This window comes from Dokdonia sp., assembly GCF_039945015.1.
Taxonomy (GTDB): Bacteria; Bacteroidota; Bacteroidia; order Flavobacteriales; family Flavobacteriaceae; genus Dokdonia.
In genome coordinates this window covers 181,652-206,924 of record NZ_JBDUXP010000015.1, presented here as the reverse complement: position 1 = coordinate 206,924, position 25,273 = coordinate 181,652, and the positions used below count along the sequence as shown (strand labels likewise).

The 25,273-nt window shown below is 34.2% G+C and carries 24 protein-coding genes; 14 read left to right on the top strand and 10 right to left on the bottom strand.

Annotation, left to right across the window (positions count from 1 at the left end):
• A partial coding sequence (locus ABJD27_RS11770) for a T9SS type B sorting domain-containing protein (protein ID WP_348202044.1) occupies window positions 1-517 on the top strand: 517 nt, incomplete at its 5' end.
• Window positions 518-686: 169 nt separating this feature from the next.
• Here ABJD27_RS11770 and ABJD27_RS11765 read toward each other — a convergent pair.
• The 4 genes from ABJD27_RS11765 to dapF all read right to left on the bottom strand — a co-directional run bounded on the left by ABJD27_RS11765 (window position 687) and on the right by dapF (window position 4,065).
• Window positions 687-1,352, bottom strand: a complete 666-nt coding sequence (locus tag ABJD27_RS11765) for a peptidoglycan-binding protein LysM (protein ID WP_348166911.1) — start codon at window positions 1,350-1,352, stop codon at window positions 687-689.
• 351 nt (window positions 1,353-1,703) lie between these two features.
• Entirely contained in the window at window positions 1,704-2,747 is a 1,044-nt protein-coding gene (gene mltG / locus ABJD27_RS11760) for an endolytic transglycosylase MltG (RefSeq protein ID WP_348166908.1), read from the bottom strand.
• Window positions 2,747-3,292, bottom strand: coding sequence for a GNAT family N-acetyltransferase (locus ABJD27_RS11755; protein WP_348166905.1), 546 nt, complete (start codon window positions 3,290-3,292; stop codon window positions 2,747-2,749). Before ABJD27_RS11755 ends, mltG begins: the two co-directional genes overlap by 1 nt.
• Window positions 3,286-4,065 (bottom strand): diaminopimelate epimerase, encoded by a 780-nt coding sequence (gene dapF, locus ABJD27_RS11750; protein WP_348166902.1) that lies wholly within the window; start codon window positions 4,063-4,065, stop codon window positions 3,286-3,288. The genes ABJD27_RS11755 and dapF overlap by 7 nt, the downstream gene beginning before the upstream one ends.
• Window positions 4,066-4,197: 132 nt before the next feature.
• On the opposite strand from dapF, the gene ABJD27_RS11745 reads away from it, so the two are divergent.
• The 5 genes from ABJD27_RS11745 to trmD all read left to right on the top strand — a co-directional run bounded on the left by ABJD27_RS11745 (window position 4,198) and on the right by trmD (window position 9,291).
• The gene (locus ABJD27_RS11745; RefSeq protein ID WP_348166899.1) at window positions 4,198-5,607 is read left to right on the top strand and encodes a trypsin-like peptidase domain-containing protein; all 1,410 of its coding nucleotides are present in this window, start codon (window positions 4,198-4,200) and stop codon (window positions 5,605-5,607) included.
• A 154-nt stretch (window positions 5,608-5,761) separates the two neighbouring features.
• Entirely contained in the window at window positions 5,762-7,207 is a 1,446-nt protein-coding gene (locus ABJD27_RS11740; RefSeq protein ID WP_348166897.1) for a glyceraldehyde-3-phosphate dehydrogenase, read from the top strand.
• 205 nt (window positions 7,208-7,412) lie between these two features.
• Complete coding sequence (locus ABJD27_RS11735) at window positions 7,413-8,030, top strand: hypothetical protein (RefSeq protein WP_348166894.1); 618 nt, start codon at window positions 7,413-7,415, stop codon at window positions 8,028-8,030.
• Window positions 8,031-8,091: 61 nt separating this feature from the next.
• Window positions 8,092-8,538, top strand: a complete 447-nt coding sequence (locus ABJD27_RS11730) for a GNAT family N-acetyltransferase (protein WP_348166891.1) — start codon at window positions 8,092-8,094, stop codon at window positions 8,536-8,538.
• A gap of 72 nt (window positions 8,539-8,610) precedes the next feature.
• Window positions 8,611-9,291, top strand: a complete 681-nt coding sequence (trmD, locus tag ABJD27_RS11725; protein WP_348166888.1) for a tRNA (guanosine(37)-N1)-methyltransferase TrmD — start codon at window positions 8,611-8,613, stop codon at window positions 9,289-9,291.
• Between the two features lie 104 nt (window positions 9,292-9,395).
• Here trmD and rho read toward each other — a convergent pair whose 3' ends face one another.
• Complete coding sequence (gene rho / locus ABJD27_RS11720; RefSeq protein WP_348166886.1) at window positions 9,396-11,144, bottom strand: transcription termination factor Rho; 1,749 nt, start codon at window positions 11,142-11,144, stop codon at window positions 9,396-9,398.
• A 201-nt stretch (window positions 11,145-11,345) separates the two neighbouring features.
• On the opposite strand from rho, the gene ABJD27_RS11715 reads away from it, so the two are divergent.
• Entirely contained in the window at window positions 11,346-11,756 is a 411-nt protein-coding gene (locus tag ABJD27_RS11715; RefSeq protein WP_348166883.1) for a DUF4293 domain-containing protein, read from the top strand.
• A 124-nt stretch (window positions 11,757-11,880) separates the two neighbouring features.
• Here the strand turns inward: ABJD27_RS11715 and ABJD27_RS11710 are convergent, their stop codons facing one another.
• The 3 genes from ABJD27_RS11710 to ABJD27_RS11700 all read right to left on the bottom strand — a co-directional run bounded on the left by ABJD27_RS11710 (window position 11,881) and on the right by ABJD27_RS11700 (window position 16,540).
• A complete protein-coding gene (locus ABJD27_RS11710; RefSeq protein WP_348166880.1) occupies window positions 11,881-13,140 on the bottom strand; it encodes an aminotransferase class I/II-fold pyridoxal phosphate-dependent enzyme in 1,260 nt (419 codons plus the stop codon).
• A gap of 145 nt (window positions 13,141-13,285) precedes the next feature.
• Window positions 13,286-14,326 carry a cysteine synthase family protein gene (locus ABJD27_RS11705; protein WP_348166877.1) on the bottom strand — a complete coding sequence of 347 codons (1,041 nt, stop codon included), beginning with the start codon at window positions 14,324-14,326 and terminating at the stop codon, window positions 13,286-13,288.
• Between the two features lie 78 nt (window positions 14,327-14,404).
• A complete protein-coding gene (locus tag ABJD27_RS11700; RefSeq protein ID WP_348166874.1) occupies window positions 14,405-16,540 on the bottom strand; it encodes a S9 family peptidase in 2,136 nt (711 codons plus the stop codon).
• Window positions 16,541-16,710: 170 nt separating this feature from the next.
• Here ABJD27_RS11700 and ABJD27_RS11695 point away from each other — a divergent pair, with 170 nt between their 5' ends.
• From ABJD27_RS11695 to ABJD27_RS11685, 3 genes are all read left to right on the top strand, one after another.
• Window positions 16,711-17,562 (top strand): SPFH domain-containing protein, encoded by an 852-nt coding sequence (locus tag ABJD27_RS11695; protein ID WP_348166871.1) that lies wholly within the window; start codon window positions 16,711-16,713, stop codon window positions 17,560-17,562.
• 16 nt (window positions 17,563-17,578) lie between these two features.
• Window positions 17,579-17,758 (top strand): Arc family DNA binding domain-containing protein, encoded by a 180-nt coding sequence (locus tag ABJD27_RS11690; protein WP_348166868.1) that lies wholly within the window; start codon window positions 17,579-17,581, stop codon window positions 17,756-17,758.
• Window positions 17,759-17,852: 94 nt separating this feature from the next.
• On the top strand, window positions 17,853-18,176 hold the full coding sequence (locus tag ABJD27_RS11685) for a YbaB/EbfC family nucleoid-associated protein (RefSeq protein WP_348166865.1): 324 nt from the start codon (window positions 17,853-17,855) through the stop codon (window positions 18,174-18,176).
• On the opposite strand, the gene ABJD27_RS11680 is transcribed toward ABJD27_RS11685, so the two are convergent.
• Window positions 18,169-18,480: a hypothetical protein gene (locus ABJD27_RS11680; RefSeq protein ID WP_348166862.1), complete on the bottom strand. Its 312-nt coding sequence runs from the start codon at window positions 18,478-18,480 to the stop codon at window positions 18,169-18,171. The genes ABJD27_RS11685 and ABJD27_RS11680 overlap by 8 nt on opposite strands.
• Window positions 18,481-18,555: 75 nt before the next feature.
• Window positions 18,556-19,152, bottom strand: a complete 597-nt coding sequence (gene folE, locus ABJD27_RS11675; RefSeq protein ID WP_348166859.1) for a GTP cyclohydrolase I FolE — start codon at window positions 19,150-19,152, stop codon at window positions 18,556-18,558.
• Between the two features lie 143 nt (window positions 19,153-19,295).
• Here folE and ABJD27_RS11670 point away from each other — a divergent pair, with 143 nt between their 5' ends.
• From ABJD27_RS11670 to ABJD27_RS11655, 4 genes are read left to right on the top strand one after another with little or no spacing between them, the layout of a single operon-like run.
• Complete coding sequence (locus ABJD27_RS11670; RefSeq protein WP_348202043.1) at window positions 19,296-21,734, top strand: DUF5916 domain-containing protein; 2,439 nt, start codon at window positions 19,296-19,298, stop codon at window positions 21,732-21,734.
• 53 nt (window positions 21,735-21,787) lie between these two features.
• Complete coding sequence (locus ABJD27_RS11665; protein WP_348166853.1) at window positions 21,788-22,453, top strand: ABC transporter ATP-binding protein; 666 nt, start codon at window positions 21,788-21,790, stop codon at window positions 22,451-22,453.
• A gap of 1 nt (window position 22,454) precedes the next feature.
• Window positions 22,455-24,155: a hypothetical protein gene (locus ABJD27_RS11660; RefSeq protein WP_348166850.1), complete on the top strand. Its 1,701-nt coding sequence runs from the start codon at window positions 22,455-22,457 to the stop codon at window positions 24,153-24,155.
• Window positions 24,148-24,912 carry a TIGR02757 family protein gene (locus tag ABJD27_RS11655; protein ID WP_348166847.1) on the top strand — a complete coding sequence of 255 codons (765 nt, stop codon included), beginning with the start codon at window positions 24,148-24,150 and terminating at the stop codon, window positions 24,910-24,912. The genes ABJD27_RS11660 and ABJD27_RS11655 overlap by 8 nt, the downstream gene beginning before the upstream one ends.
• Window positions 24,913-25,273: the final 361 nt, after the last annotated feature.

Below are 25,273 nucleotides of genomic sequence, written 5' to 3'. Positions count from 1 at the left end.
ACCTGTCTTTACAGCAGAAGTTGTAGAGAGTTCATTTAATCCAGGAGGTCTTTATACGGTAGAGGTTACCTATGTGAGTGCATTTAATAGCAGTCCAGAGGATTTTGAATATGCTATAGATGATGGTCCTTTCCAATCAAGCACGACCTTTACAGGAGTTCCTCCAGGGGAGCATACGGTATTTGGGCGTAGAATCTCAGGAGAGTGTAGTATCTCAGAGGTGGTCATTGGAATTATAGACTACCCAAGATTCCTTACTCCAAATGCAGATGGTTTTCACGATACGTGGAATATCATAGGAATTGGAGTGGCACCAAATCTAAATGCAAAGATTTACATATTTGATCGTTTTGGGAAGTTGATCAAACAGTTGAGTCCAACTGGCGAAGGTTGGGATGGTACCTTTAATGGTCAACCATTACAATCTGATGATTATTGGTTTAGAGTTAACTTTACAGAACCAAATGGAGAATTCACCCAAAGAGAATTTGTAGGGCACTTTACCTTAAAAAGATAAGACTTTTTAAAAAGAGAATACTATAAAAGAAAACCTCCTAGTTAATCACTAGGAGGTTTTTTTATGAGAAAATAAATGAGTTGACTCTTATCTTGACGTCAATAAGAATACTATTAAAAAAGACCTATAAATGCTAGCCTTTTTTTTAATTGATCAGGATATAATCAATCTATAAAATATCTAACAACCTTGGCTTCTTAATAGCCTGTACAAATGACACATCAAAACCAGAAAATTTCTTCAAATAACTTTGAATTGAGGTTCCAAAAGCATCATTAAATCCAACTGTTCCTCCAGAACGTAAAAAACGTTTTACGCTTCCAGGCCCTGCAAGGTGCGCTGCAGCAAGAATACCAGATTCTGTGATTTTAACTCCACCTATCCATCTTCCAGAATAACGCTTAATATCTCTACGTAACACCCATTTATTACGAGAAGTGTTCAATAAAAATGCATGCTCTTGTAAAGCTGGATTCTTAATAAAGTTTGCTGTGTTTTTTATACCTATAAGATCTAATGTAGATGCACCAAATTGATACTTCCCCATATAACCTAAGGTATTTATGCTAAAATAATTTCCTTGAGACTCTTTAAAAGCAAGTGCTTCTTTAAATCCTAAATACATATCTCCTGTATAAACTAGTGGGAAATAAGTATCCATATCATCCTGAAGTGTATCCTCAGGTAACGCTACTGTGTAATAAAGGTCTAAACCTTTTGTCGAATATTGAGAAAAGTCAGTTTTAGTGAGATCCTTCTTTTCTGAAATATATCCTAGTGACAATAATCCTATCATAAATGGAAGGACAGTTACTTTTACCAGGGTTCTAATCATATAATCGCTTTTCGACTGCTAAGATTTTTTTAACATTTAAAACCTTATATAATGCTGTCTATTTCGGCCGGCAAAGATATAATAAAAAATGATACTACCTAATAAAATTAGATAAAGTCTCTGAAACCACTGTTCATTGAACGAATTCCTTTGTTTTCAGTACTTTCCAGTGATTATATTTTTAAGAATCTTTTAAGAAAAAATTTAAAAAATATAAAAATTTACATTTTCGCCCCAATAAAACGTCAAACACAACACTAAAACGCAATCATATTACATCATAAAGTTACAGCTTAGACGTATTCAAGAAGAGATTGCCAAGCAAAAGTTAGGAACAGGTTTATTAACAGTTTAACGTCTTACTCCCTGACGGCTAATCCAACGCTTATAAGCAGCGCTATTTGCATTGTGTTGCGAGAGTGTCTTTGCAAATTTATGATAGCCAAATCGCTCTACATCTGCTACAAAATAATAATAGCCATGTTTCTCGGCATTAAGCACAGCATCTATAGAAGATATGTCTGGCATAAAAATAGGTCCTGGAGGAACTCCAGCATTACGATACGTATTATAAGGAGAGTCGGTTTCTAAATCTTTATAAAGCACTCTCTTGACAACCATATCCCAATCGTTTGCTTTATTCTTCATTGCATAGATGATTGTTGGATCTGCATCAAGTTTAATCCCTTTTTTAAGTCTATTAAGATATACTCCAGCAACACGAGGCCTCTCCTCTACTTTTGCCGTTTCTTTCTGAACGATAGACGCAACGGTATATACCTCTTGAGGAGTAAGCTTTAATAACTTTGCTTTTGCTTTACGAGTATCATTCCAAAAACGTTTATGTTCTTTAAGCATACGATCTCTAAAATCATCGGCAGAAGTATTCCAAAATAACTCATAGCTATTAGGAATATACATTGTTAATGCTGTTTGGTCTGTAAATCCATTTGCTTTTAAGAAATTAGGATCTTTCATCGCTAAAAGCAATGACAAACTATCTGTCTCTATTTGGGTTGCAATACGCCCTGCGAGATTCTCGACACGCTCTTGATTATTAAAAGCAATTTTAACAGGCGTATTACTAATACGGATGGTATTAATAATGTCATTATTACTCATCCCTTTTTTAATAACAAAACGACCCGATTTTATATTCTGAGTATATCCCTTACGATTTGCAACAGACACAAACGCATCAACATCTTCCAGTAAAGGAGCAATGTCATTCTTAACATCATCAAAGGTAGCATCAGAGGCTACAAAAAGATACGCTTCATCATTATCAAAAGCAGTATTAGGAGAAAAAATAGCTCCATAAACAGTATACGCAAAAATGCCGCATACTACGATTCCAACTATGGCGATTATTAATAAGATTTTTTTGATATACATTATAATAGATGTTGTAATAAAATTTCGTTTTTATAGCTTTCGCGAAAGCGGTCTCCTTCCCCACTCACTCTTCTCCAGTCTCGTTTTATACCTACTTCAACAAAACCATTTTTTTTAAATAATTGAATACTAGCTAGATTATCTTCGAGGATATTAGCATATAATTGATGCATTTTTAAATGAGATTTACAATAACACACTGTTAATTCAAGCGCTTCTTTTCCATATCCTTTCCCCCTATTTCCTTCTTCTTCTATTAAAATTCCCACCCCAGCTCTTGCGTTATGAGGGTCAAAATCAAAAAGATCAATAAGCCCTATCAAGCTTCCAGAATCAACAGCACATATCACAAAACGCAATTGCTTTACTTCATATATATCTTTATGTGCATTTGCTAGATACTCCTTGATACTATATAAAGAAAAAGGAACAAGCGTTTCACTCACAGTCCATAGACGCTCATCATTTTCTATGCGGTGTATATCGATTAAATCTTCTGGCTCTATAGCTCTTAAAAAAACGATATTTCCTTTAAGCGTTACCATGTAATTACACCTTCAAAAACATGAGTTGCTGGGCCGATAAGAAATATATTTTCATATCCCTGTGCTTGTTTTTCAAAACTCACTTCCAAAGTTCCTCCTTCTACAGAAAGCTGTACACGATTTGAAACTGTTTTCCCTTGGTGGTGCATAGCTAATGCCACAGCGGTAACACCAGTACCACAACTTAATGTCTCATCCTCTACCCCGCGTTCATAGGTTCGTACAGCAAACACATCAGATCCAGTCTGATCAACAAAATTAATATTGCTACCAGCATTTCCATACAAATCACTATAACGTATACTAGCACCTTCTTTCTTTACATCTAGCGTTTCCAAATTTTCTGCAAACTGAATATGATGCGGAGAACCAGTATCTAAAAAACTATAAGTTTCAGTAGCCTTTATTGTAGCCACATCTTGCATTTTTAAATGTACAACCCCATCTTTAATTGTTGCTTCATGTAATCCATCTATCGCTTCAAAAGAAGTAGATGAGTCAATAATTTTTAACGCTTTCGCGAAAGCAACAATACATCGCCCTCCATTACCACACATACTACTCTGATTTCCGTCGGCATTATAATACACCATTTTAAAATCCAGTTCTGGATGGTTTTCTAAAAGTATAAGCCCATCTGCTCCTACTCCAAATTTACGATCACAAACCTTTGACACAAACTTGGTATCATCTTTGGGGAAGAACAATGTTCGGTTATCAATAATAACAAAATCATTGCCTGTCCCTTGATATTTATAAAATGGAATCGTCATGCTTTATATAGATAAACGACAAAAATAAGAAATTAGCAATTTGCTACGGCTGTTAAAAGGCAGTTAAATATGAATTGTGTATGTACTAAAATTATAAATTTAACATTATATAATTACTTAATGAAAACGACCATGAAAAAAATAGCAAGTTTATTATCTGTTGCTGTACTAGCAGGTGTTATAACCTTAGGAGCATACAAACTCTTTATTGAAGAACCTCAAACAACTTCAGATATTGTTTTAAAACCGCAATCTAGTCTTCCTGTATATACTCCTACAACCTATACTGCAGCTGCAAATTCTGGTATTGATTTTACCGAAGCTGCAGAGCGTACTGTACACAGTGTTGTACACGTAAGCAATAAACAAGAATACACACAACCTCGCAATATGATGGAATTCCTACGAGGAGGAGGTCAAAGAGGAGGAACGATAGGCTCTGGTAGTGGTGTCATCATCTCTGGAGATGGGTTTATTATTACAAATAATCATGTAATAGACGGGGCTACCGAAATTGAAGTTGCCTTAAATGACAATCGCAAATTCACCGCAAGGGTAATAGGTACTGATGAAAAAGCAGATATTGCTCTTATTAAAATAGATGCCAATGGCGAATTACCATATATTGCTTTTGGAGATAGTGATGCGACAAAAATAGGAGAATGGGTCCTAGCTGTTGGAAACCCTTTTAATCTTACCTCTACTGTAACAGCAGGAATTGTCTCTGCAAAAGCAAGAGATATAGATGAAAGAGATTCAAATCCACAATCTTTTATTCAAACAGATGCCGCCATCAACCCTGGAAACAGTGGTGGAGCTCTTGTAAACATACATGGAGAATTAATAGGAATTAATACCGCCATTACTTCTCAAACGGGTTCTTATGTAGGTTATGCCTTTGCAGTACCTTCTAATAATGCTCGTAAAATTGTAGAAGATATCATGCAGTATGGCTCTGTTCAAAAAGGAATATTAGGTGTAAGCGGGAGATCTATAAATTCTTTAAATAAAGAGACTATTGAAGAATTTGACATTACAACTACCGAAGGCTTTTATGTAGGTGGTGTGGAGTTTGAAAGTGGCGCTGAGAAAGCAGGAATTAAAAGCGGGGATGTTATCAAACGTATAGATGATATAAAAATCAATAAATTTTCAGATTTATCTGGATATATCAGCTCAAAACGTCCAGATGATGTCGTACAAGTATACCTTTTACGAGAAGATAAAGAAATTACCGTACCCGTAAAACTTATAAAATCTGTCACTTTTGATATAGACAGGCTAGGAATACAAGTGAAAAATGCATCTCCAAAAGATCTTAAGAAATATAAAGCAAAAAATGGAGTCGTTATTAATCGCACTCTTACTCAAGAAATGAGACGTTATAATATAGAAGGACTCGTCATCTCAGAAATAGATGATGAAAAAGTTTCAGACATAGAAGACGTAAAACGCATTTTCAAAAATAAAAGTCCTAATGAACGTGTGAGTATTGTTTTTCTAGATCAAAAAGGAGAACGAAACCGCTTTATTTTTGATTAAAAAACCAAATAAAAGGTTATATATCCCTCTTCTTAATAAGAAGAGGGATTTTTTTTGATTTTTTATATAACGAAAACGTTTGAAATCTATACTTTTGCCGAAAATTTAAAGGAGATACTACACTAATATAGTATCCAAAAACCTAAACAGTAGTATGAGTCATCTAGATACTTACGAAACAGAACTCTCTTTTCAAGCAGATCGTCGCAGAGCGACCGTCGCATTTATCAAAATTGCAAGCGATTTATGGTATGACAAATCCATAGAGCTAGTACTTTTTAGAAATCAACTTATAGACAGAAATGTAAGTGAGATTTTAGATTTACACGAATATGCTGGTGCTTTTGTAGGAAAGCCTATTTCTATATTTGATAGTGTAGAAATCGCAGAAGCTATAAAAACATTAGAGCTTCCTCCTGCAAAACTTGATATTGGAAAACTCACGTATGAATATCATCTTGAAGAAGACCATATTAGCGCTACTTCATTTGTAGCAAAAAAGCTAACTCCCGCAAAAACAAGTGAAGACATCACTCCAAAAGACGTTGTTCTTTATGGTTTTGGACGTATAGGTCGTTTACTAGCTAGAGAGCTTATGACACGTACTGGCAAAGGAAACCAATTACGCTTAAGAGCCATTGTTACTCGCGGTAAAATAGACGCTACTGTTTTAGAAAAAAGAGCATCCCTTCTTAAAAGTGATTCTGTACACGGTGATTTTCCAGGTACTGTAGCTATTGATGTAGAGAAAAGCGCTTTAATTATCAATGGAACTACTGTACATATTATAAGTGCAAACGCTCCAGAAGATATAGATTATACAACATACGGCATCAATGATGCTCTTATTATAGATAATACAGGTGCCTTTAGAGATAAAGAAGCACTTACCAGACACCTTGCTGCAAAAGGAGCAAGTAAAGTATTACTTACCGCTCCTGGAAAAGGAATACCAAACATTGTACACGGTGTAAATCACGAAGAGCATAATCCTGATGAAGTTTCTATCTTTTCTGCAGCATCTTGTACTACAAATGCCATCACTCCTATCCTAAAAGCAATGGAAGATTCTTTAGGGGTAAAATCTGGACATTTAGAAACGATACACGCATATACAAACGACCAAAACCTTGTAGATAATATGCATAGTAAATACCGTAGAGGAAGAGCTGCTGCTCTTAACATGGTAATTACAGAAACTGGAGCTGGAAAAGCGGTAAGCAAAGCACTTCCTTCATTTGAAGGTAAGTTAACTTCAAATGCAATACGTGTTCCTGTTCCTAATGGGTCATTAGCTATACTAAACTTAGAGTTAGAAAAAGAAACGAGTATCGAAGGTTTAAATACGATCCTAAAAAGATATGCTTTAGAAGGGAAACTTGTTGAACAAATCAAGTACTCTATGGATAATGAACTTGTATCTAGCGATATTGTAGGTTCATCTGCTCCAAGTATATATGACAGTAATGCAACCATCGTTAGATCTGACGGTAAGAATGTATTATTATACGTATGGTATGATAATGAATATGGATACAGTCATCAAGTAATTAGACTTGCAAAGTACATCTCTAAAGTAAGACGTTTTACATACTATTAATAGAACACCTTCTCTCTTATAAATAACAGAGGAAATCATATATTAAAAGCTCACTTATGCATTAAGTGAGCTTTTTTTCATAAAGAATGAACCAACTCTTACTTTTAAACGTATCTAAGTTGATTATTTCTAGTATTTTTGTTTTTAAACAAACCAATAAACTAGTCATTTACTAATTTTTACTGACTAAATACCCTATAAACCCATGAGAAAAGCGACACTTCCCCTAGTAAGTCTATGCTTAGGTGTGCTCTTAAATGTACAAGCTCAAGTACCACAAACTGAAAAGGCTCCTCCAAAAACTGTTATAGAACAGTATGACCAAGTCATAGAATCCAGTGGTAATTACAATAATGCTGCAAAACGATACAAAGTTATAGAGCGACCTAAACTAGATCGTTACAGAAAACAACTCACAGATACTGTAATAGGTTTAAAATCTAAGATTACGACGCTTAACAAACGCATAGATGATCAAACTACCGAAATCTCTGGTTTAAATACTAGTTTATCTAGTACTCAAAAAAACTTAGAAAGCATAAATCTTGAAAAAGACAGTATGAACTTTTTTGGTTCTCAAATGAGCAAGGGAAGTTACCAAACAATGATGTGGACAATAGCTGGAGTTTTACTCCTAGGATTACTCTTATTTATATTCCGATTTAAAAGCAGCAATACATTAACACGTCAAGCAAAACGAAAATTAGAAGAGTTAGAGCTTGATTTTGACGATTACAAAAGAAAAGCGCTTGAAAAAGAGCAAAAACTAGGAAGGCAATTACAAGATGAACGCAATAAATTACTAAAAGCGTCTAAAGGTTAAATACCTCTAATACACAAGCTATTTTATTTAAAAATCTGTACTTTCGAGTATAGATTTTTTTATGCATATACGACAAGCTACCATAGACGATATAGATATTATAGTACCTCTTTTTGAAGGATATCGTATTTTTTATAGACAAACACCAGACAACAATAAGGCACGCTTATTCCTTACGGAGCGACTTAAAAACAAAGAAAGTGTGATATATATCGCTTTCGCGAAAGCGAACTCAGAAAAAGCTATAGGTTTTACACAACTTTATCCTATTTTTTCTTCAGTAAGCATGGAATCTATGTACATACTCAATGATTTATTTATAGATTCAGAATACAGAAGTCAAGGTGTAGGACAAGCACTTATTAACACTGTTAAAGATCGTTGTCGTGACGAACACCAAAAAGGAATTGTTATACAAACTGAAGTTACAAATCCAGCGCAACACCTTTACGAGCGCTTAGGATTTATAAAAGACCCAGATTTACATTATTTTTGGGCTACCAAATAGTTAGTACATAATAATAGCATTTATTGCTAATACATAAGCATTAATACAAAATAACAATAAGCAAATTTTTACATGCGCATAGATATTATTACTGTTGTTCCAGATTTACTTAAAAGTCCTTTTGAGGCTTCTATTATGCAACGTTCTATTGCGAAAGGGCTTGTTGATGTTCAGTTTCACAATCTTAGAGACTATGTGACAGACAACTACAAACAAATTGACGATTATCAATTTGGAGGAGGCGCTGGCATGGTGATGATGATAGAACCTATAGATAAGTGTATTTCAAAACTTAAGTCCGAACGTGAGTACGATGAAGTTATTTACATGACTCCTGACGGAGAAACACTTAATCAAGGAATGGCAAATACAATGTCTCTTAAAAAGAACATCATTATTCTTTGCGGGCATTACAAAGGTGTAGATCAGCGTGTGCGTGATCACTTTATTACAAAAGAAATCTCTGTAGGTGATTATGTATTAAGTGGAGGAGAATTAGGCGCTTTGATATTATGTGATGCAATTATACGGTTAATCCCTGGTGTTCTTGGTAACGAAACTTCGGCACTAACGGACAGTTTTCAGGATGGACTACTTGCCCCACCTATCTATACGCGTCCTGCTGAGTATAAAGGATGGAAAGTTCCAGAATTATTGACCAGTGGTAATTTTCCAAAAATAGAAGCTTGGCGCGAAGAGCAAGCATACCAACACACCAAAGAGCGCAGACCAGATTTACTAGAAGAAGACTAACCAATCAATCTTAATAGTTTTAATATTAAGTACGCTTTCGCGAAAGCGTATAACAAAAAAATCCTCTCATTACTGAAAGGATTTTTTATATGATATAATTGAAATTATTGATTCATAGAAATCAAGAATTCTTCATTGTTACGTGTACTCTTAATACGATCACTCATAAACTCCATAGCTTCTACTGGATTCATATCGGCAAGGTATTTACGAAGTACCCATAAACGTTGACTTGTATCTTTAGAATGTAATAGATCATCACGACGTGTACTTGAAGAAGTAAGGTCAATTGCAGGGAAAATACGTCGGTTGGATATATTACGATCCAATTGTAATTCCATATTACCCGTTCCTTTGAATTCTTCAAAGATTACTTCGTCCATTTTTGAACCAGTTTCTGTAAGTGCTGTTGCAATAATGGTAAGTGACCCTCCATTTTCTATATTACGAGCCGCTCCAAAGAAACGTTTTGGTTTGTGTAATGCATTTGCATCTACCCCTCCAGAAAGTATCTTTCCTGAAGCTGGTTGTACGGTATTATAAGCACGTGCTAGACGTGTAATAGAGTCTAATAAGATCACTACATCATGACCACACTCTACAAGGCGTTTTGCTTTTTCAAGTACAATGTTTGCCACTTTTACATGCTCATGCGCTTCTTTATCAAAAGTAGAGGCTACAACCTCTCCTTTTACATTACGTTGCATGTCTGTTACTTCCTCAGGGCGTTCATCTATAAGAAGAATCATTTGATACACTTCAGGGTGATTTGCAGCAATTGCATTTGCCACATCCTTAAGTAACATCGTTTTACCTGTTTTAGGTTGTGATACAATCATCCCACGTTGTCCTTTTCCTATAGGCGCAAACATATCCATCACTCGTGTAGAGATGCTAGATTGTCGCTCTGCTATATTAAATTTTTCAGTAGGAAATAAAGGAGTTAAATGCTCAAAAGATACTCTATCTCTTACGATATTAGGACTAAGTCCATTAATCTTTGAAACTTTAATCAGCGGAAAATACTTCTCCCCTTCTTTAGGAGGGCGTATTACTCCAAGTACTGTATCTCCTGTTTTTAATCCAAATAAACGAATTTGAGATTGTGATACATATATATCATCTGGAGATGCTAAGTAATTATAATCTGATGATCGTAAAAATCCATAACCATCTTGCATAATGTCTAGAACACCTTCACTTTCTATAATACCTTCAAACTCAAAATCTGGTTCACGGTAGCGGTTACGGCTATCCTTGTTACCATTCCCGTTATTACGGTTATTATTCTGGTTTCGGTTATTATTCTGATTCCGGTTATTATTCTGGTTGCGATTGTTGTTCTGATTACGATTATTCTGGTTATTGTGACGATTATCTTTTTGATGATCGCGAGGCTTTTGCTCTTTTTGTTCTTGTGTAGGAGCATCTGCACTTTTTTCTTTACCTCTATTATTCGTATCGTTGTTAGACTTAACCTCTTCTTTTTTATGAGAATCTTTATGAGTCGTCTCTGCAGGCCTATTTGTTTTAGGCTTCTGAGTACGTGCTCGTTGTGGCTTATCTCGAGTAGGTTTATTTTGAGAATCAGTAGTTTCCTTTTTCTTGGGCACATCAGCACTTGCAGGTTTAGGAGTTTCTGATTTTGGCGCTGCTGGTTTAGAAGCTTCAGTCGTGACGGTTTTAGCAACTGTGGTACTAGCAACCTTCTCAGGCTCTGCCGCTTGTACGTCTAAAATCTTATAGACTAAATCTAATTTCTTTAAAGTCCTAAACTTAGGAACCTTAATACCTTTTGCGATTTCCTGTAACTCAGGAAGTTTTTTTGCTTTTAATTCTGAAATGTCAAACATCTAGTAACTAGAGTGAATTAATAATTGGGTGATTTTTGAAAATATATCGAAAGAAGAAATCGATAAATAAACTAGTAACAAAATAACAGGCGGAGAGCTTATTACGTTATTACATTACAATGATACAATTTTATTTTTAAACTTTTCTAAATAACTCACAAAAGAAACTTATTTTTGCAGTTCAAGTTTATAAATTAGAACGTGATACAACGCATACAATCCATTTATTTAGCATTAGCTGCTGGAGTTTCTATAGGTTTACCATTTATTTTTAGTCTCTATTCAGATACCGACGGTAATGCGGTTTGGGCAAAAGATGACATATTAATTATTGGAATGTTTATTTTAAGTGCGCTTTTATCATTAGGTATCATATTTTTATACAAAAAAAGACAAAATCAGTTTGTTTTAGGACGACTGACTATTTTATTAAACTTTGTTTTATTAGGTGTATTGGTGTATCGATCACAAATCTTATCCGGAGGAACGGCGGTTCTTGAGAAGGGTATTGGAATGATCATTCCGCTTATTTCTATCGTTTTACTAGCCTTAGCAAATAAGGCAATTAAGCGCGATGAGGATCTCGTAAAATCTGTGGATCGTTTACGATAGACCTATAAATCTTAGTTATATTAGTGCGTAAAACCCTTCAGAAATGAAGGGTTTTCTATTTTTAAAACATAAGAAAGCCGGTTCTTTTTTAGAACCGGCTTTCTTATGTTTTGTTATGTCTATTTTAAGAGCCTAGTGCTGCTTCAACACCAGCAGACAGTCTTTTATAAGTTCCATTCTCAAGACGTGTTCTAATAGCTTCAAATGCAGTTAGTGTTTCTTCTACATCTGTAAGTGTATGTGATGCTGTAGGGATCATACGTAAAAGAATAAGCCCTTTTGGTATTACTGGATACACTACAATAGAACAGAATACACCATGATTCTCACGTAAATCTTTTACAAGAGCCATTGCTTCTGGAATACTTCCTTTTAGATATACTGGAGTCACACAACTCTGAGTTGTTCCTATATCAAACCCTCTTTCTTTTAAACCTCCTTGCAATGCATTTACATTCTCCCATAGCTTCTCACGAAGTTCTGGCATAGTACGTAACATATCTAGACGCTTAAGCGCTCCTACGACTAATTGCATTTGCAATGATTTTGCAAACATTTGAGAGCGTAGGTTATATTTTAAATAATCAATGATTCCTTGGTCGGCAGCAATAAAAGCACCTGTACTTGCCATAGATTTTGCAAACGTAGCAAAGTAAACATCTATATCATCTTGCACACCTTGTTCTTCTCCAGCTCCTGCCCCAGTAGCTCCAAGAGTACCAAAACCATGAGCATCATCTACAAGCAAACGAAAATTATATTTTTTCTTAAGAGCTATAATTTCTTTAAGTCTTCCTTGCTCTCCTCTCATTCCAAAAACTCCTTCAGAAATAACTAGAATACCTCCTCCAGTTTGTTCTGCCATTTTTGTTGCACGTTCAAGGTTTTTTTCGATACTTTCCATATCATTATGCTTATAGGTAAATCGTTTACCCATATGCAAACGCACACCATCTATAATACAGGCATGTGTATCTACATCATATACGATTACATCGTCTTTTCCTACCAAAGCATCAATTGTAGAAAGTATTCCTTGATATCCAAAATTTAAGAGATATGCAGCATCTTTACTTACAAAGGCTGCGAGTTCGTTTTGTAATTGTTCATGAAGACTTGTATGACCACTCATCATTCTAGCTCCCATAGGATAAGCACTTCCATAGTCTGCTGCAGCTTGAGCATCAACTTCACGTACCTCTGGACGGTTAGCTAGTCCTAAATAATCGTTTACACTCCATGTAATTACTTCCTTTCCTTGAAATCCCATACGGTTAGAAATAGGTCCTTCTAGTTTAGGAAAAACAAAGTAACCTTCTGCTACTGATGCCCATTTCCCTAATGGTCCTTTATCCTTGTATATCTTATCAAATAAGTCCTTCATATTCAAATTTTCAAACGAAATGCAAAACTACATAAATAATAAATGCTGACCTAATTCAATAATTATAATCAGCTGATGTTTAAACACAAAAAAACTCCTACAATATGTAGGAGTTTTTTAATATAATTTGCACTCATTATATGAGTTATTTTATATATTCTATTGTTTGTACTTCTTCCATATGCTTGCTATCAAAAAATCCTTGATCACGCATCCATTTATCACTGAACACTTTACTCATATACCTGCTTCCGTGATCTGGAAAAATAACAACTACTTTACTTGTACTATCAAATTCTCCTTGAGCTGCTAGTTGTTTTAATCCCTGAATAGCTGCACCACTTGTATAGCCAACAAACAATCCTTCTGTTTGAGCTATTTCTCTCGCTGTATGCGCACTACTTTCATCAGATACCTTTACAAAAGTGTCTATTACATCAAAATCTGTAGCTGTAGGTATTAAGTTTTTACCTAACCCTTCTATTCTATATGGGTAAATTTCACTTGAATCAAATTCTCTAGTTTCATGATATTTCTGAATCACAGATCCATAAGCATCTACTCCAATTACTTTAATATTTGGGTTTTGAGATTTTAAAAAACGTGCTGTTCCAGAAATAGTACCTCCTGTACCACTACAAGCAATAAGGTGTGTTATCTCTCCTTTTGTTTGATTCCATATTTCTGGTCCAGTAGTATTAAAATGAGCATCTATATTTGACTCATTAAAATACTGATTGATATATACAGATCCTTTCATTTCTTCGTGTAGACGTTTTGCTACGCTATAATAAGAACGTGGATCATCTGCACTCACATGAGCTGGACACACATATACCTTTGCTCCCATTGCCTTAAGTGCATCTATTTTATCAGGAGATGATTTTGAACTTACTGCAAGAATACATTCGTAACCTTTAATAATACTTACCATAGCAATACTAAATCCAGTATTACCAGAGGTAGTTTCTATGATAGTATCTCCAGGTTTTAAAACTCCATTACGTTCTGCTTCTTCAATAATATGAAGTGCTATACGATCTTTGGAAGAGTGACCTGGATTAAAAGCTTCTACTTTTGCATAAAAGTCTCCATCAAAATCTTTAGTTATTCTGTTCAGCTTGATAAGAGGGGTATTACCTATAAGTTGTAATACATTATCATAAACGTGAAGTTGATCAGCCATAAGTATAAGTTAGATATTGAGTTTATTCCTGGTTAAAATCAATACTCAAATCGGGACAAAAGTACTATATTTTTTTAATTATTTATTGATATTTTCTAAATCTAATAGGAATGCATAATCTTTTGCAATCTCTTTTAATGCTTCAAATCTTCCTGAAGCACCTCCGTGCCCTGCATCCATATCACAATAAAAGAGTATTTGATTTTCACTTGTATTATATTCCCTTAGCTTTGCCACCCATTTTGCAGGCTCCCAATATTGTACTTGACTATCATGGTATCCTGTAGTTACAAATATATTAGGGTACGCTTTCGCGAAAGCGTTATCATAAGGGCTATAACTCTTCATATAGTCATAATATTCTTTCGTGTTTGGGTTTCCCCATTCATCATACTCCCCTGTTGTTAAAGGGATAGAGTCGTCTAGCATTGTCGTTACCACATCTACAAATGGGACAGCTGCTATAATCCCATGATACAATTCTGGTGCCATATTAACCACAGCTCCCATTAATAACCCTCCAGCAGAGCCTCCAGAAGCATATAAATGATCTGAAGAGGTATATTTAGAATCTATTAAATGTTTTGATACATCTATAAAATCTGTAAATGTATTTTTCTTTTTAAGAAGTTTCCCGTCTTCATACCACTGACGACCTAAATATTCACCTCCACGAATGTGTGCAATTGCATAAATGAATCCGCGATTAAGTAAACTTAGTCGTATTGTAGAAAACGAAGGATCTATTGTACTTCCATAACTTCCATAAGCATATTGTAATAATGGTGCTTTTCCATTTTTCTTAGTGTCCTTATGATAAATGATAGATACTGGTACTTTCACTCCATCTCGAGCAGTTGCCCAGATACGTTCCATCACATAGTTTTCTTTCTTAAAATCTCCACCAAGAACTTTTTGTTCTTTCTTAATCTCTTTTTCCTTGGTTACCATATTAAAATCTATAACAGAACTTGGTGTATTTAATGCATTATAAGCATAACGCAATATTTCTGTATCAAAATCAATATTTGCTGTAGGAAAGGCCGTATATGTCTCATTATCAAATGGCAAATAATAATCTGCTGTTTCATCCCAACGTGTAATACGTATTTTATTAAGTCCATTAGAACGCTCACTAATCACTAAGAAATCTTTAAAAATATCGATATCTTCAAGAAGCACCTCATCTCTATGTGGTATTACTTCTGTCCAATTCTCTTTTTCTGTAGCTGTTTCTGAAGCTTTCATTAACTTAAAATTAGTCGCCTTATCTTTATTTGTGAGGATATAAAAATCTTCTCCATAATGTGCGATACTATATTCTAAACCACGCTCTCTTTTTTGGAACATCTTAAAGTCACTTGTTCCATCCTCTGCAGATGCAATTTGATATTCCGTAGTAAGTGTACTCCCCGATCCTATAATAATAAACTTCTTTGATTTTGTTTTGTATACAAAAATATTATAGGTCTCATCATCTTCTTGAAAAACTAGTACATCATCTTCTGGGGGTGTTCCTAATACATGCTTAAATATTTGATTAGAACGTAATGTCTCTTCATCTTTTCTTGTATAATATACTGTCTTATTATCATTTGTCCAGACAGCTCTCCCCGTTGTATTTTCAATCCTTTCTGGAAGTAAATCACCTGTCTTGAGATCTTTAAATTGTAAGGTATATTTACGTCTACTTACCACGTCAACACCAAAAGCTGCTATCGTATTATCTTCTGAAATTGAATATCCAGCTTGATTAAAATAAGAATGGCCTTTTGCCATCTCATTATTATCAAAAACAACAATTTCGGCTGTATCTAATGAATCCTTTTTTCTACAAAAAATAGGATAGTCCTTTCCAGTCTCATAACGTGTATAATACCAATAGCCATTATTTTTAAAAGGAACCGAAGCATCGTCTTCTTTGATACGTGCTTTCATTTCTTTGAACAATTCAGCTTGAAATTCCTTTGTATGTTCTGTAAGCTTATTATAATAATCATTCTCACGCTCCAGATAGTCAACCACTTCTGGATGGTCTCGTTCTTTCATCCAGAAATAATCATCGACACGTATATCACCGTGTTTTTCTAAGTTTACAGGTTTCTTTTCGGCTTTTGGAGGAATAGTATTTTTTGTCAACGTTCTTGTGTCTTTTTGATTACAACTATATACAAAAATAAGGGTAAGCAATAATAGGGGAACTATTTTTTTCATACTTTATTTACAGATTCAGTGAATCTCAATTTAATAAGTGACTTCTCAAATATACTTGTTTTACGTATAAAGAATGAAACTGTTTTTTTCTTTAAAATAAAAAATAATTAAAAAAAGTGTAACAAATAAAAAATATTTAGTACTATTATAGTATCAAAATGATATCACTTATGAAAAACGAAAAAAACATAAAGTCGACCAATGGTTACTTAGTTCTTATAATAGTCTTAGTATTAATTGCAGTATTATTATTCGGAATTATATACACTAAAAATGCTGAATTTCTATTATTCCTACCAATACTCTTTATCATTATGCGAGGTTTTTTTACAGTGAATCCCAACAGTTCAAAAGTCATGGTGCTTTTTGGAGCTTATAAAGGAACTGTAAGAGAAAATGGCTTTTTTTGGACAAATCCATTTTATTCTAGACAGAAAATATCACTTCGTGCAAGAAATTTTGATAGTGAGCGTGTTAAGGTAAATGATAAAATAGGGAACCCAATTATGATTAATGTTATCCTTGTTTGGAAAGTAAATGATACCTTTAAAGCTGCATTTGATGTAGATCGTTATGAAGAATTTGTACGTGTACAAACAGATGCTGCTGTTCGAAAATTAGCAGGATCATATCCATATGATAATTTTGATGATGCACAAGCAGAGCTTACCTTGCGATCTGGAATGGATGAAGTTAATGAAGCTTTAGAAAATGAAATAACAGAGCGTTTAAGTATTGCTGGAATTGAAGTTATGGAAGCACGTATAGGATATCTTGCTTATGCTCCTGAGATTGCAAATTCTATGCTTAAAAGGCAACAAGCTGTGGCTATTGTAGCAGCTCGCAAGAAAATAGTAGAAGGTGCTGTTGGCATGGTAGAAGATGCACTTGGAAAACTTGCTGAAGATAATATTGTTGAGTTTGATGAAGATAAAAAAGCTTCTATGGTAAGTAATCTTATGGTTGTACTTTGTGGAGACAAAGAAGCAATACCAGTCATTAATACAGGAACATTACATTAATTAATAATAAGTTAGATTGAGCAAGAAAAAATCTTTTGTTTTACGCATTGACCCTGAAACCTTTAAGGCCATTGAAAAATGGGCTGAAGATGAGTTTCGCAGTGTTAATGGGCAATTAGAATGGATGATTAGTAAGAGTCTTAAAGATGCAAAACGTTTAAAATTAAAATCTACAGATACATCTAATAAAAAATAATCTTCTTTATTGGATCAGAATAAATTAAGTAAATTTGGCGAAGAATTATTCATCTACTTTTAGGTGTACTATTCTAATTTAAAAATACAAAATTATGTTTGGAGATATGATGGGTCTTATGGGAAAACTCCAAGAGGCTAAAGCAAAAGCTGAATCTACAAAAGAACGCCTTAAAACAGTTCTTTTAGACGAACAATCCAGCGATGGACTTCTTAAAATAACGGCAACTGCAAATGGACGTGTTAAAGAAGTTCAAATTTCGGAAGAACTTTTGGAGGATAAAGAACAACTTGAAGATTACCTTATTTTAACACTTAATAAAGTATTAGAAAAGGCTCAAAGTATACACGATACAGAAATGGCTGCTGTTGCTAAAGAAGGAATGCCTAATATACCTGGCATGGACCTATTTAAGTAATATCAATAATATCACTTTCTTCTTCTTTTTTATCTACTCCTTTTTTTGCTATTAGATACGTGTATAACCACATCAAGGTAAAAGAAGGAATAATATCTATGCCTGGAAGTAATTCTTCTATAAAAGTGGCTGCTCCAGCAATTTTACCTGCGTTTCCTTTATACATCTTTATCATAAGCCATGCAGTAAAGGGCGCCCATACGATATCTGCAAAATCACCTACAATAGGAAGTATCCAACTTGATGTCAAAACACCTATACTGTCTATGACTAGACCTATAACTAATAATTTGTATTTACTCATAATTGTACTAAATATAACACTTTTGTTTAAAGCAATACCTGTGCCAAGCACAATTATATATGGAGTAGTACTACATTAAGACAAACTTGAGCTTATCAATTTAAGAAATTCTGTGCGAGTTTCAATCTTTTCAAATTGTCCTCTAAAGCCAGATGTTGTCGTTGTAGAATTTTGTTTTTGAACACCACGCATCATCATACACATATGCGAAGCTTCTATAACTACCGCCACTCCCTTAGGTTTTAATGTATTATTTATACACTCTAGAATATCGTGTGTTAATCGTTCTTGTACTTGTAGACGTCTTGAAAACACATCTACTATACGAGGAAGTTTACTTAACCCAACAATATGACCATTAGGAATATAAGCGATATGTGCTTTTCCAAAAAAAGGTAACATATGGTGTTCACATAAAGAATACAACTCTATGTCTTTTACAATTACCATGTCGTCATAATCTTCTTTAAACATTGCTCCTTTTAGAATAGAAGCTGCATCTGTATCATAACCAGAAGTAAGGAATTGTAGCGCTTTTGCTGCTCTTTCAGGAGTTTTTAAAATACCTTCTCTTTTGGTATCTTCTCCTAAGTCATCTATGATAGATTCAAAATTCTTTTTGATTCCTTCTGTTACTTCAATACTATATTCTTCAAATTTCTTATATGCCATAATCCAATATATTCAGCAATTATTTCTCCTTTTTTTCAAAGATACTTTTTTGTTAACTAAGCTGTCTTTCTTTTTAACTTTTAATTAGTATAATCATCCTATATACACCTTTAGATTTGCATTTTTAAAATGATACTATTACTATGTCTAAGGGGTTGAACGTATTTTTATTTATTCTTGTCTTACTAACACAATTATCCGTTTTTGCTCAAACAAAAGAGCTTACTGCTACTCGAATTACGACTCCTCCAAAAATTGATGGTGTCTTAGACGATGCTGTATGGGAACAACTTACAGCTTATGGTGATTTTCATATGTTTGAGCCAGGTAATGAAGGTGTTATACCTGAAGACTTACGTACTGAAGTAAAAATGGCATATGATGACAAGGCGGTATATATTGCTGCATATTTATATGATCCTGAGCCAGATTTAATCCCTAGTCAATTTAGTCAGAGAGATGAAGTATTTGCACAAGCCGATAATTTTGTTGTTGCCCTTAATACATATAATGATGGAATTAATGAAACTCGTTTTTATGTAACTAGCGCTGGGACTATTGGAGATCAACGTGTTACTCAAAATGATCGTGATTTTGGTTTTAATGTTGTTTTTGAATGTCGTGTATCCCGAGATGAAAAAGGATGGTATGCAGAATATCGTATTCCATATAATGCATTGCGTTTTCCTGAAGTAGCTATTCAAAACTGGAGTGTTAATTTTTATCGTAGACTTTTAGGTAAAAATGAAACACATACTTGGAATCGTATTGAACGTGGTGTAGGACGTGATACACAATACAACGGCCTTGTAAAAGGTGTTGAAAATATTGATCCCCCAGTACGTTTGACATTTTTCCCTTTCGCGCAAGCGCAAACAGTAACATTTGATGGGGAAAACGAAACAGACTTTGCTGGAGGTTTAGATATTAAGTATGGGTTAAGTGATAGTTTTACACTAGATGCACAGTTAATTCCTGATTTTGGACAAGTAGCTTTTGATAATGTAAGACTTAATTTAGGCCCTTTTGAACAAACATTTGGAGAGAATAGACCTTTCTTTACAGAAGGTATTGATCTTTTTGAAAAAGGGAGAATCTTTTTTTCTAGACGTATTGGAGGAAGTCCATCAGGGAGTGTAGGAGATCTAGCAGAAAATGAAGAGGTCATCGATCTTCCCGGGAATGTAAAACTCATAAACTCTTTAAAAATATCTGGTCGTACTAAAAATGGATTAGGAGTCGGCTTTTTAAATTCAGTATCAGAAAGAACATTTGCAGATATCAGAGATACTATTACTGGAGACCGTAGAGAAGTAGTGATTGAACCACTAACAAATTATAATGTTTTTGTACTTGATCAACAGTTTAATCAAAACTCTTCTGTATCTCTTATCAATACAAGTGTGATACGAAGTGGTAGTCGATTTAGAGATGCAAATGTTACTGGAGCTGTATTTGATGTAGCAGATAAAGGAAATAACTTTAGAGCTTCGGGAAGAGCTATCTTAAGTAATGTACGCACATTAGGAGAGCTCACCACTGGGTTTCAATCTGAACTTGATCTTTTTAAAATTAAAGGAAAATGGCGTTATCGCATTGGCCATGATTTTGCAAACACAAAGCTTGATATTAATGATCTAGGTCTTAATTTCAGAAACAATTTTAACAATTTTGTTGTAGGAGGTTCTTACCAACTTATACAACCTGAAGGAATATTTAATGGATATCGTATTGATTTTACAGCAAGGCATCAACGTTTATATGATCCCAGTGTAGAAACTAGAAATAGTTTTAGATTAAACTCCTTTTTCTTCACAAAGAAACGTTTTGCTTTTGGAGCAAACACAAGTTACAATACTCGTAACAATGATTATTTTGAACCTAGAGTTGCTGGTCGTTTTGTTATTTTTGAGCCTAATTGGGGTGGCGGTGGCTTTATCTCTACCGATTTCAGAAAGAAGTTTGCTTTTGATTTAAGAGGGAGTACACGTGTTTGGACCGGTAATCAAGATCAAGTAAACTACAATATTAGCTTCTCTCCTAGATATCGTTTTTCTGATAAATTCCTTTTAATCCTTTCTTCAGATTACAGTACTCGTAAAGACAATTTTGGGTGGGTAGACAATACAGATACCGAAGTTTTTCTGGGACTTAGAGATGTAACTTCGTTTGAAAATACCATCAGTGCTAGTTATAATTTTGATCCATATAAAGCGATTGACTTACGATTACGTAATTTTTGGAGTGTTGCAGATCATAGTAGTAATGTCTTCTATATCTTAAACGATGATGGAACTAGGACTCAGATAGATGATTATGACACAACCGTGAGAAGAGATCCAAATGCCAATTTTAATATCTGGAATATGGACTTAAGTTTTCGTTGGAGATTTGCACCTGGAAGTGAAGCGACATTACTATATCGTAATCAAATTTTTAATAGTGATAATCAATCGGAACTTGGCTATAGAGAAAGCCTTGGCAATCTTTTTGATCAACCTATACAACATACCGTATCCTTACGTGTCACATATTTTATAGATTATAACAATGTAAAAGGAATCTTTAAAAAGACTTCCTAACCAGATTGTTTGATGTGATATATTGTAGTACTTTCACTTCGTAAATAGAAGGAATGGTAACAGCAAAACATATTTCAAAATCATACGGTGATCTTCAAGTATTAAAAGATGTATCACTTACTATAAAAAAAGGAGAAGTTGTTTCTATAGTAGGCCCAAGTGGTGCTGGTAAAACAACCTTACTACAAATATTAGGCACACTTGATACACCAGATACTAATGAAAGTGCATTCTTAGGAATCAACAATCAGTCTTTATTACATTTTAATCAAAAAGAACTGAGCAAATTCAGGAATCAACATCTGGGATTTATTTTCCAATTTCATCAATTACTACCTGAATTTACAGCTATAGAAAATGTATGTATCCCAGCATATATTGCAAAAACACCAAAAGCCGAAGTCGAAGCTAGAGCCAAAGAATTATTAGATTTTTTAGGATTATCACAGCGATATAATCATAAACCTAGCGAACTATCTGGCGGAGAACAACAACGTGTTGCTGTGGCGAGAGCACTCATCAATAAGCCTTCACTTATTCTTGCCGATGAACCTTCTGGAAACCTAGATACAGAAAGTGCAGAAAACCTTCATGAGTTATTTTTTAAACTTCGGGATGAGTTTGATCAAACCCTTATCATTGTAACACATAATGAAGAGCTAGCAGATATGGCTGACCGTAAGTTAACCATGGTTGATGGATCTTTTGTAACTCAATAATATGCTAGTTGTATTTACATACTGGTGCTATCTTTTTTTGATCACAAGTATCTTAGGAATAGGTTTTCAAGCATTATGTAAATTACAAAACACACATCCAGTAATCACCTTATTGATAGGAGGGTTTGCAACAACTATGATTGCGGGTATCTGGGCCATATTCTATGGATTACATGGATATTTTGAAAGTACTCTTCTAGTAATCACTAGTATAATAGGTATATGGAAAAGAAAGGAGTATTGGGAATTTCTTCTTTCGCTTAAAGCGAAAATAAAAACACTCCCCATCTATCTCAAAACTCTCTGGATCATTATTATCTTTTTTGCAGCCGCACAATGTGCTAGCGCACCATATATTATTGATAACGAATCCTATTATATTCAAACTATCAAATGGCTTGACACCTATGGATATGTAAAAGGACTTGCTAATTTTCATTTTTTCCTAGGGCAAACATCAGGGTGGCATATTTTACAAAGTGCACTCAATCTAGATATGCTATCAAATATACTTAATGACATTAATGGATTTTACCTCATCGCAGGAAATTTATATGCGCTTGACGCATTAAATACATACTTCAAAAAAGGAAAAAAGCACTTTTTAATAATAGGATTGTTCCCAATTTTTAATGTGTTCTTGTTTCAATTTATAAGTGCTCCCTCTCCAGATTTGCCTATTTATATATTAACCCTTGTGATTTTTGGTGAATTTATAAAACAGCACTCTTCTAAAAATGAAGCGAGTTATCTTACCTTATTTATTTTAGGTGTGTTTGCAATTTTCATAAAGGTTACGGCTGTTTTTATCATCCTATTCCCTATTATATTATACATAAGGGATCACAAAAAAATACGTAAAGATATAGTCAAGTTAAGTATTATTTCTAGTATTGCTTTTATCCTTTTTGTTATTAAAAATAGCATCATTACAGGATATCCATTATATCCCATTGCGAGTTTCAGATTGACAGATGTAGATTGGCTTTTACCATTACCACTACAAGAATACTTAGTAGAAACTACCAAGCATTATGCATTTTTCTTAACTCCAACCGAATACGAAAACAGCACTCATATCCAGCGAATTATTCACTGGTTTAAACTCCCAAAACTTCATGGCATATTTAATACCGCCATGTGTGGAGTTCTTCTTATTTTCCCATTTATTATTTGGAAATCTACTTATAAAAAACCAGTAACGATACTCTATATAATTAGTACAATTCAATTAGTACTTTTGTGGTTTACTTCACCTCAATATCGTTTCTTTTTTGGTTTTTTTATGTTGCTATCACTTATTGTAGCAACCATCTTTATTACAAAAGAAAAAGTTATTAAAGTTGGGCTTACACTTGCTACGGTTGCTATTGCTATTCCTTTATTTATCCCACTTAATCTTAACAATCTTACAGGAAATGAATTTCAGTTAAGCTTATCTGTATTTACTCCAGAATATCTCATAACACCACATCCTCAGACAAAACATACACAGGCCGTCTATACTACACATCAAGAAGGAAATTTAAAAATAAATACACCTACAAACATTGATTTCTTTTGGGCGACAGGAGATTGCGAACTTCCATGTATACAACTACAACAGCTTACTGATTTTAAAGCTTACTTTAGAGAAGTTCCACAAATGCGTACTAATGATCTAAAAGATGGTTTTTACTCTTATACATTTGACCGTGAATAAAAAAGAACTTAAGGGTTTTCTGGATGAAAAAGCAGCTCAATATGAGCGTCCAGATTTTATCCCACATGATCCTATCCAGATACCACATAGGTTTGAAAAAAAAGAAGATATTGAGATTGCAGCATTTCTCACAGCGACTATTGCATGGGGAAATCGTAAAAGCATTATCACTAATGCTACAAAACTCATGGACATCATGGGAAATGCTCCTTATGAGTTTATCCTTAATTACCATCCAGATCAAGCGGAGTTATTTACAGGGTTTGTACATCGTACATTTAATGCCATTGATCTTGAAACATTTGTTCGTGCGTTACAAAACATCTATCACAATCATCAAGGTCTAGAAACGCTTTTTGCGTCAGGCATTACAAAAGAAGGATTACAACCTGCAATTTCTCATTTTAAAAAGGTGTTTTTTGAAGTACCACATCAGCAACGAACTCAAAAACATGTGAGTGATCCGTTGCGTAACTCGGCAGCAAAGCGTATCAATATGTTTTTAAGATGGATGGTGAGAGATGCCAAGGCTGGTGTTGACTTTGGGATTTGGAAAAACATCTCCCCATCACTCCTCTCTTGTCCTCTAGATGTACACACGGGAAATGTGGGAAGAAAGTTAAGATTGCTTTCGCGAAAGCAAAATGACGCAAAATCCCTCGCCGAACTAGATGCATCTCTACGTAAGTTAGATTCTATCGATCCTGTAAAATACGACTTTGCACTCTTTGGATTAGGTGCTTTTGAAGGGTTTTAAAATAGTTGCTAGCTTCAAAACTATTAATTCTAAAAATAGAGTATTACTCTATTTTAGCATGCTACTCTATTTTCTATGCACTATTTTATAAAATTCTCCCTACCGTCGAGATGACTCTGGATTGCTTCACCACAAGAATCAAGATAATTGGTCATTTCGAAAGAACGTGGTATAAGGAACGAGAAATTGCATAACTAATGAGAAGGTTTCAGTACAGAAAACTAAACTCAAAATTGAGCTTCTTGTGCGATCTCTCCTACTGTCGAGATGACTTTAGTTCTTTTCGCGAAAGCGTAAAAATCCACAAACTCTTAAGATAGACTTAAAACTATAGGTTTCCTGTCTTAAATCTTTTCTACGC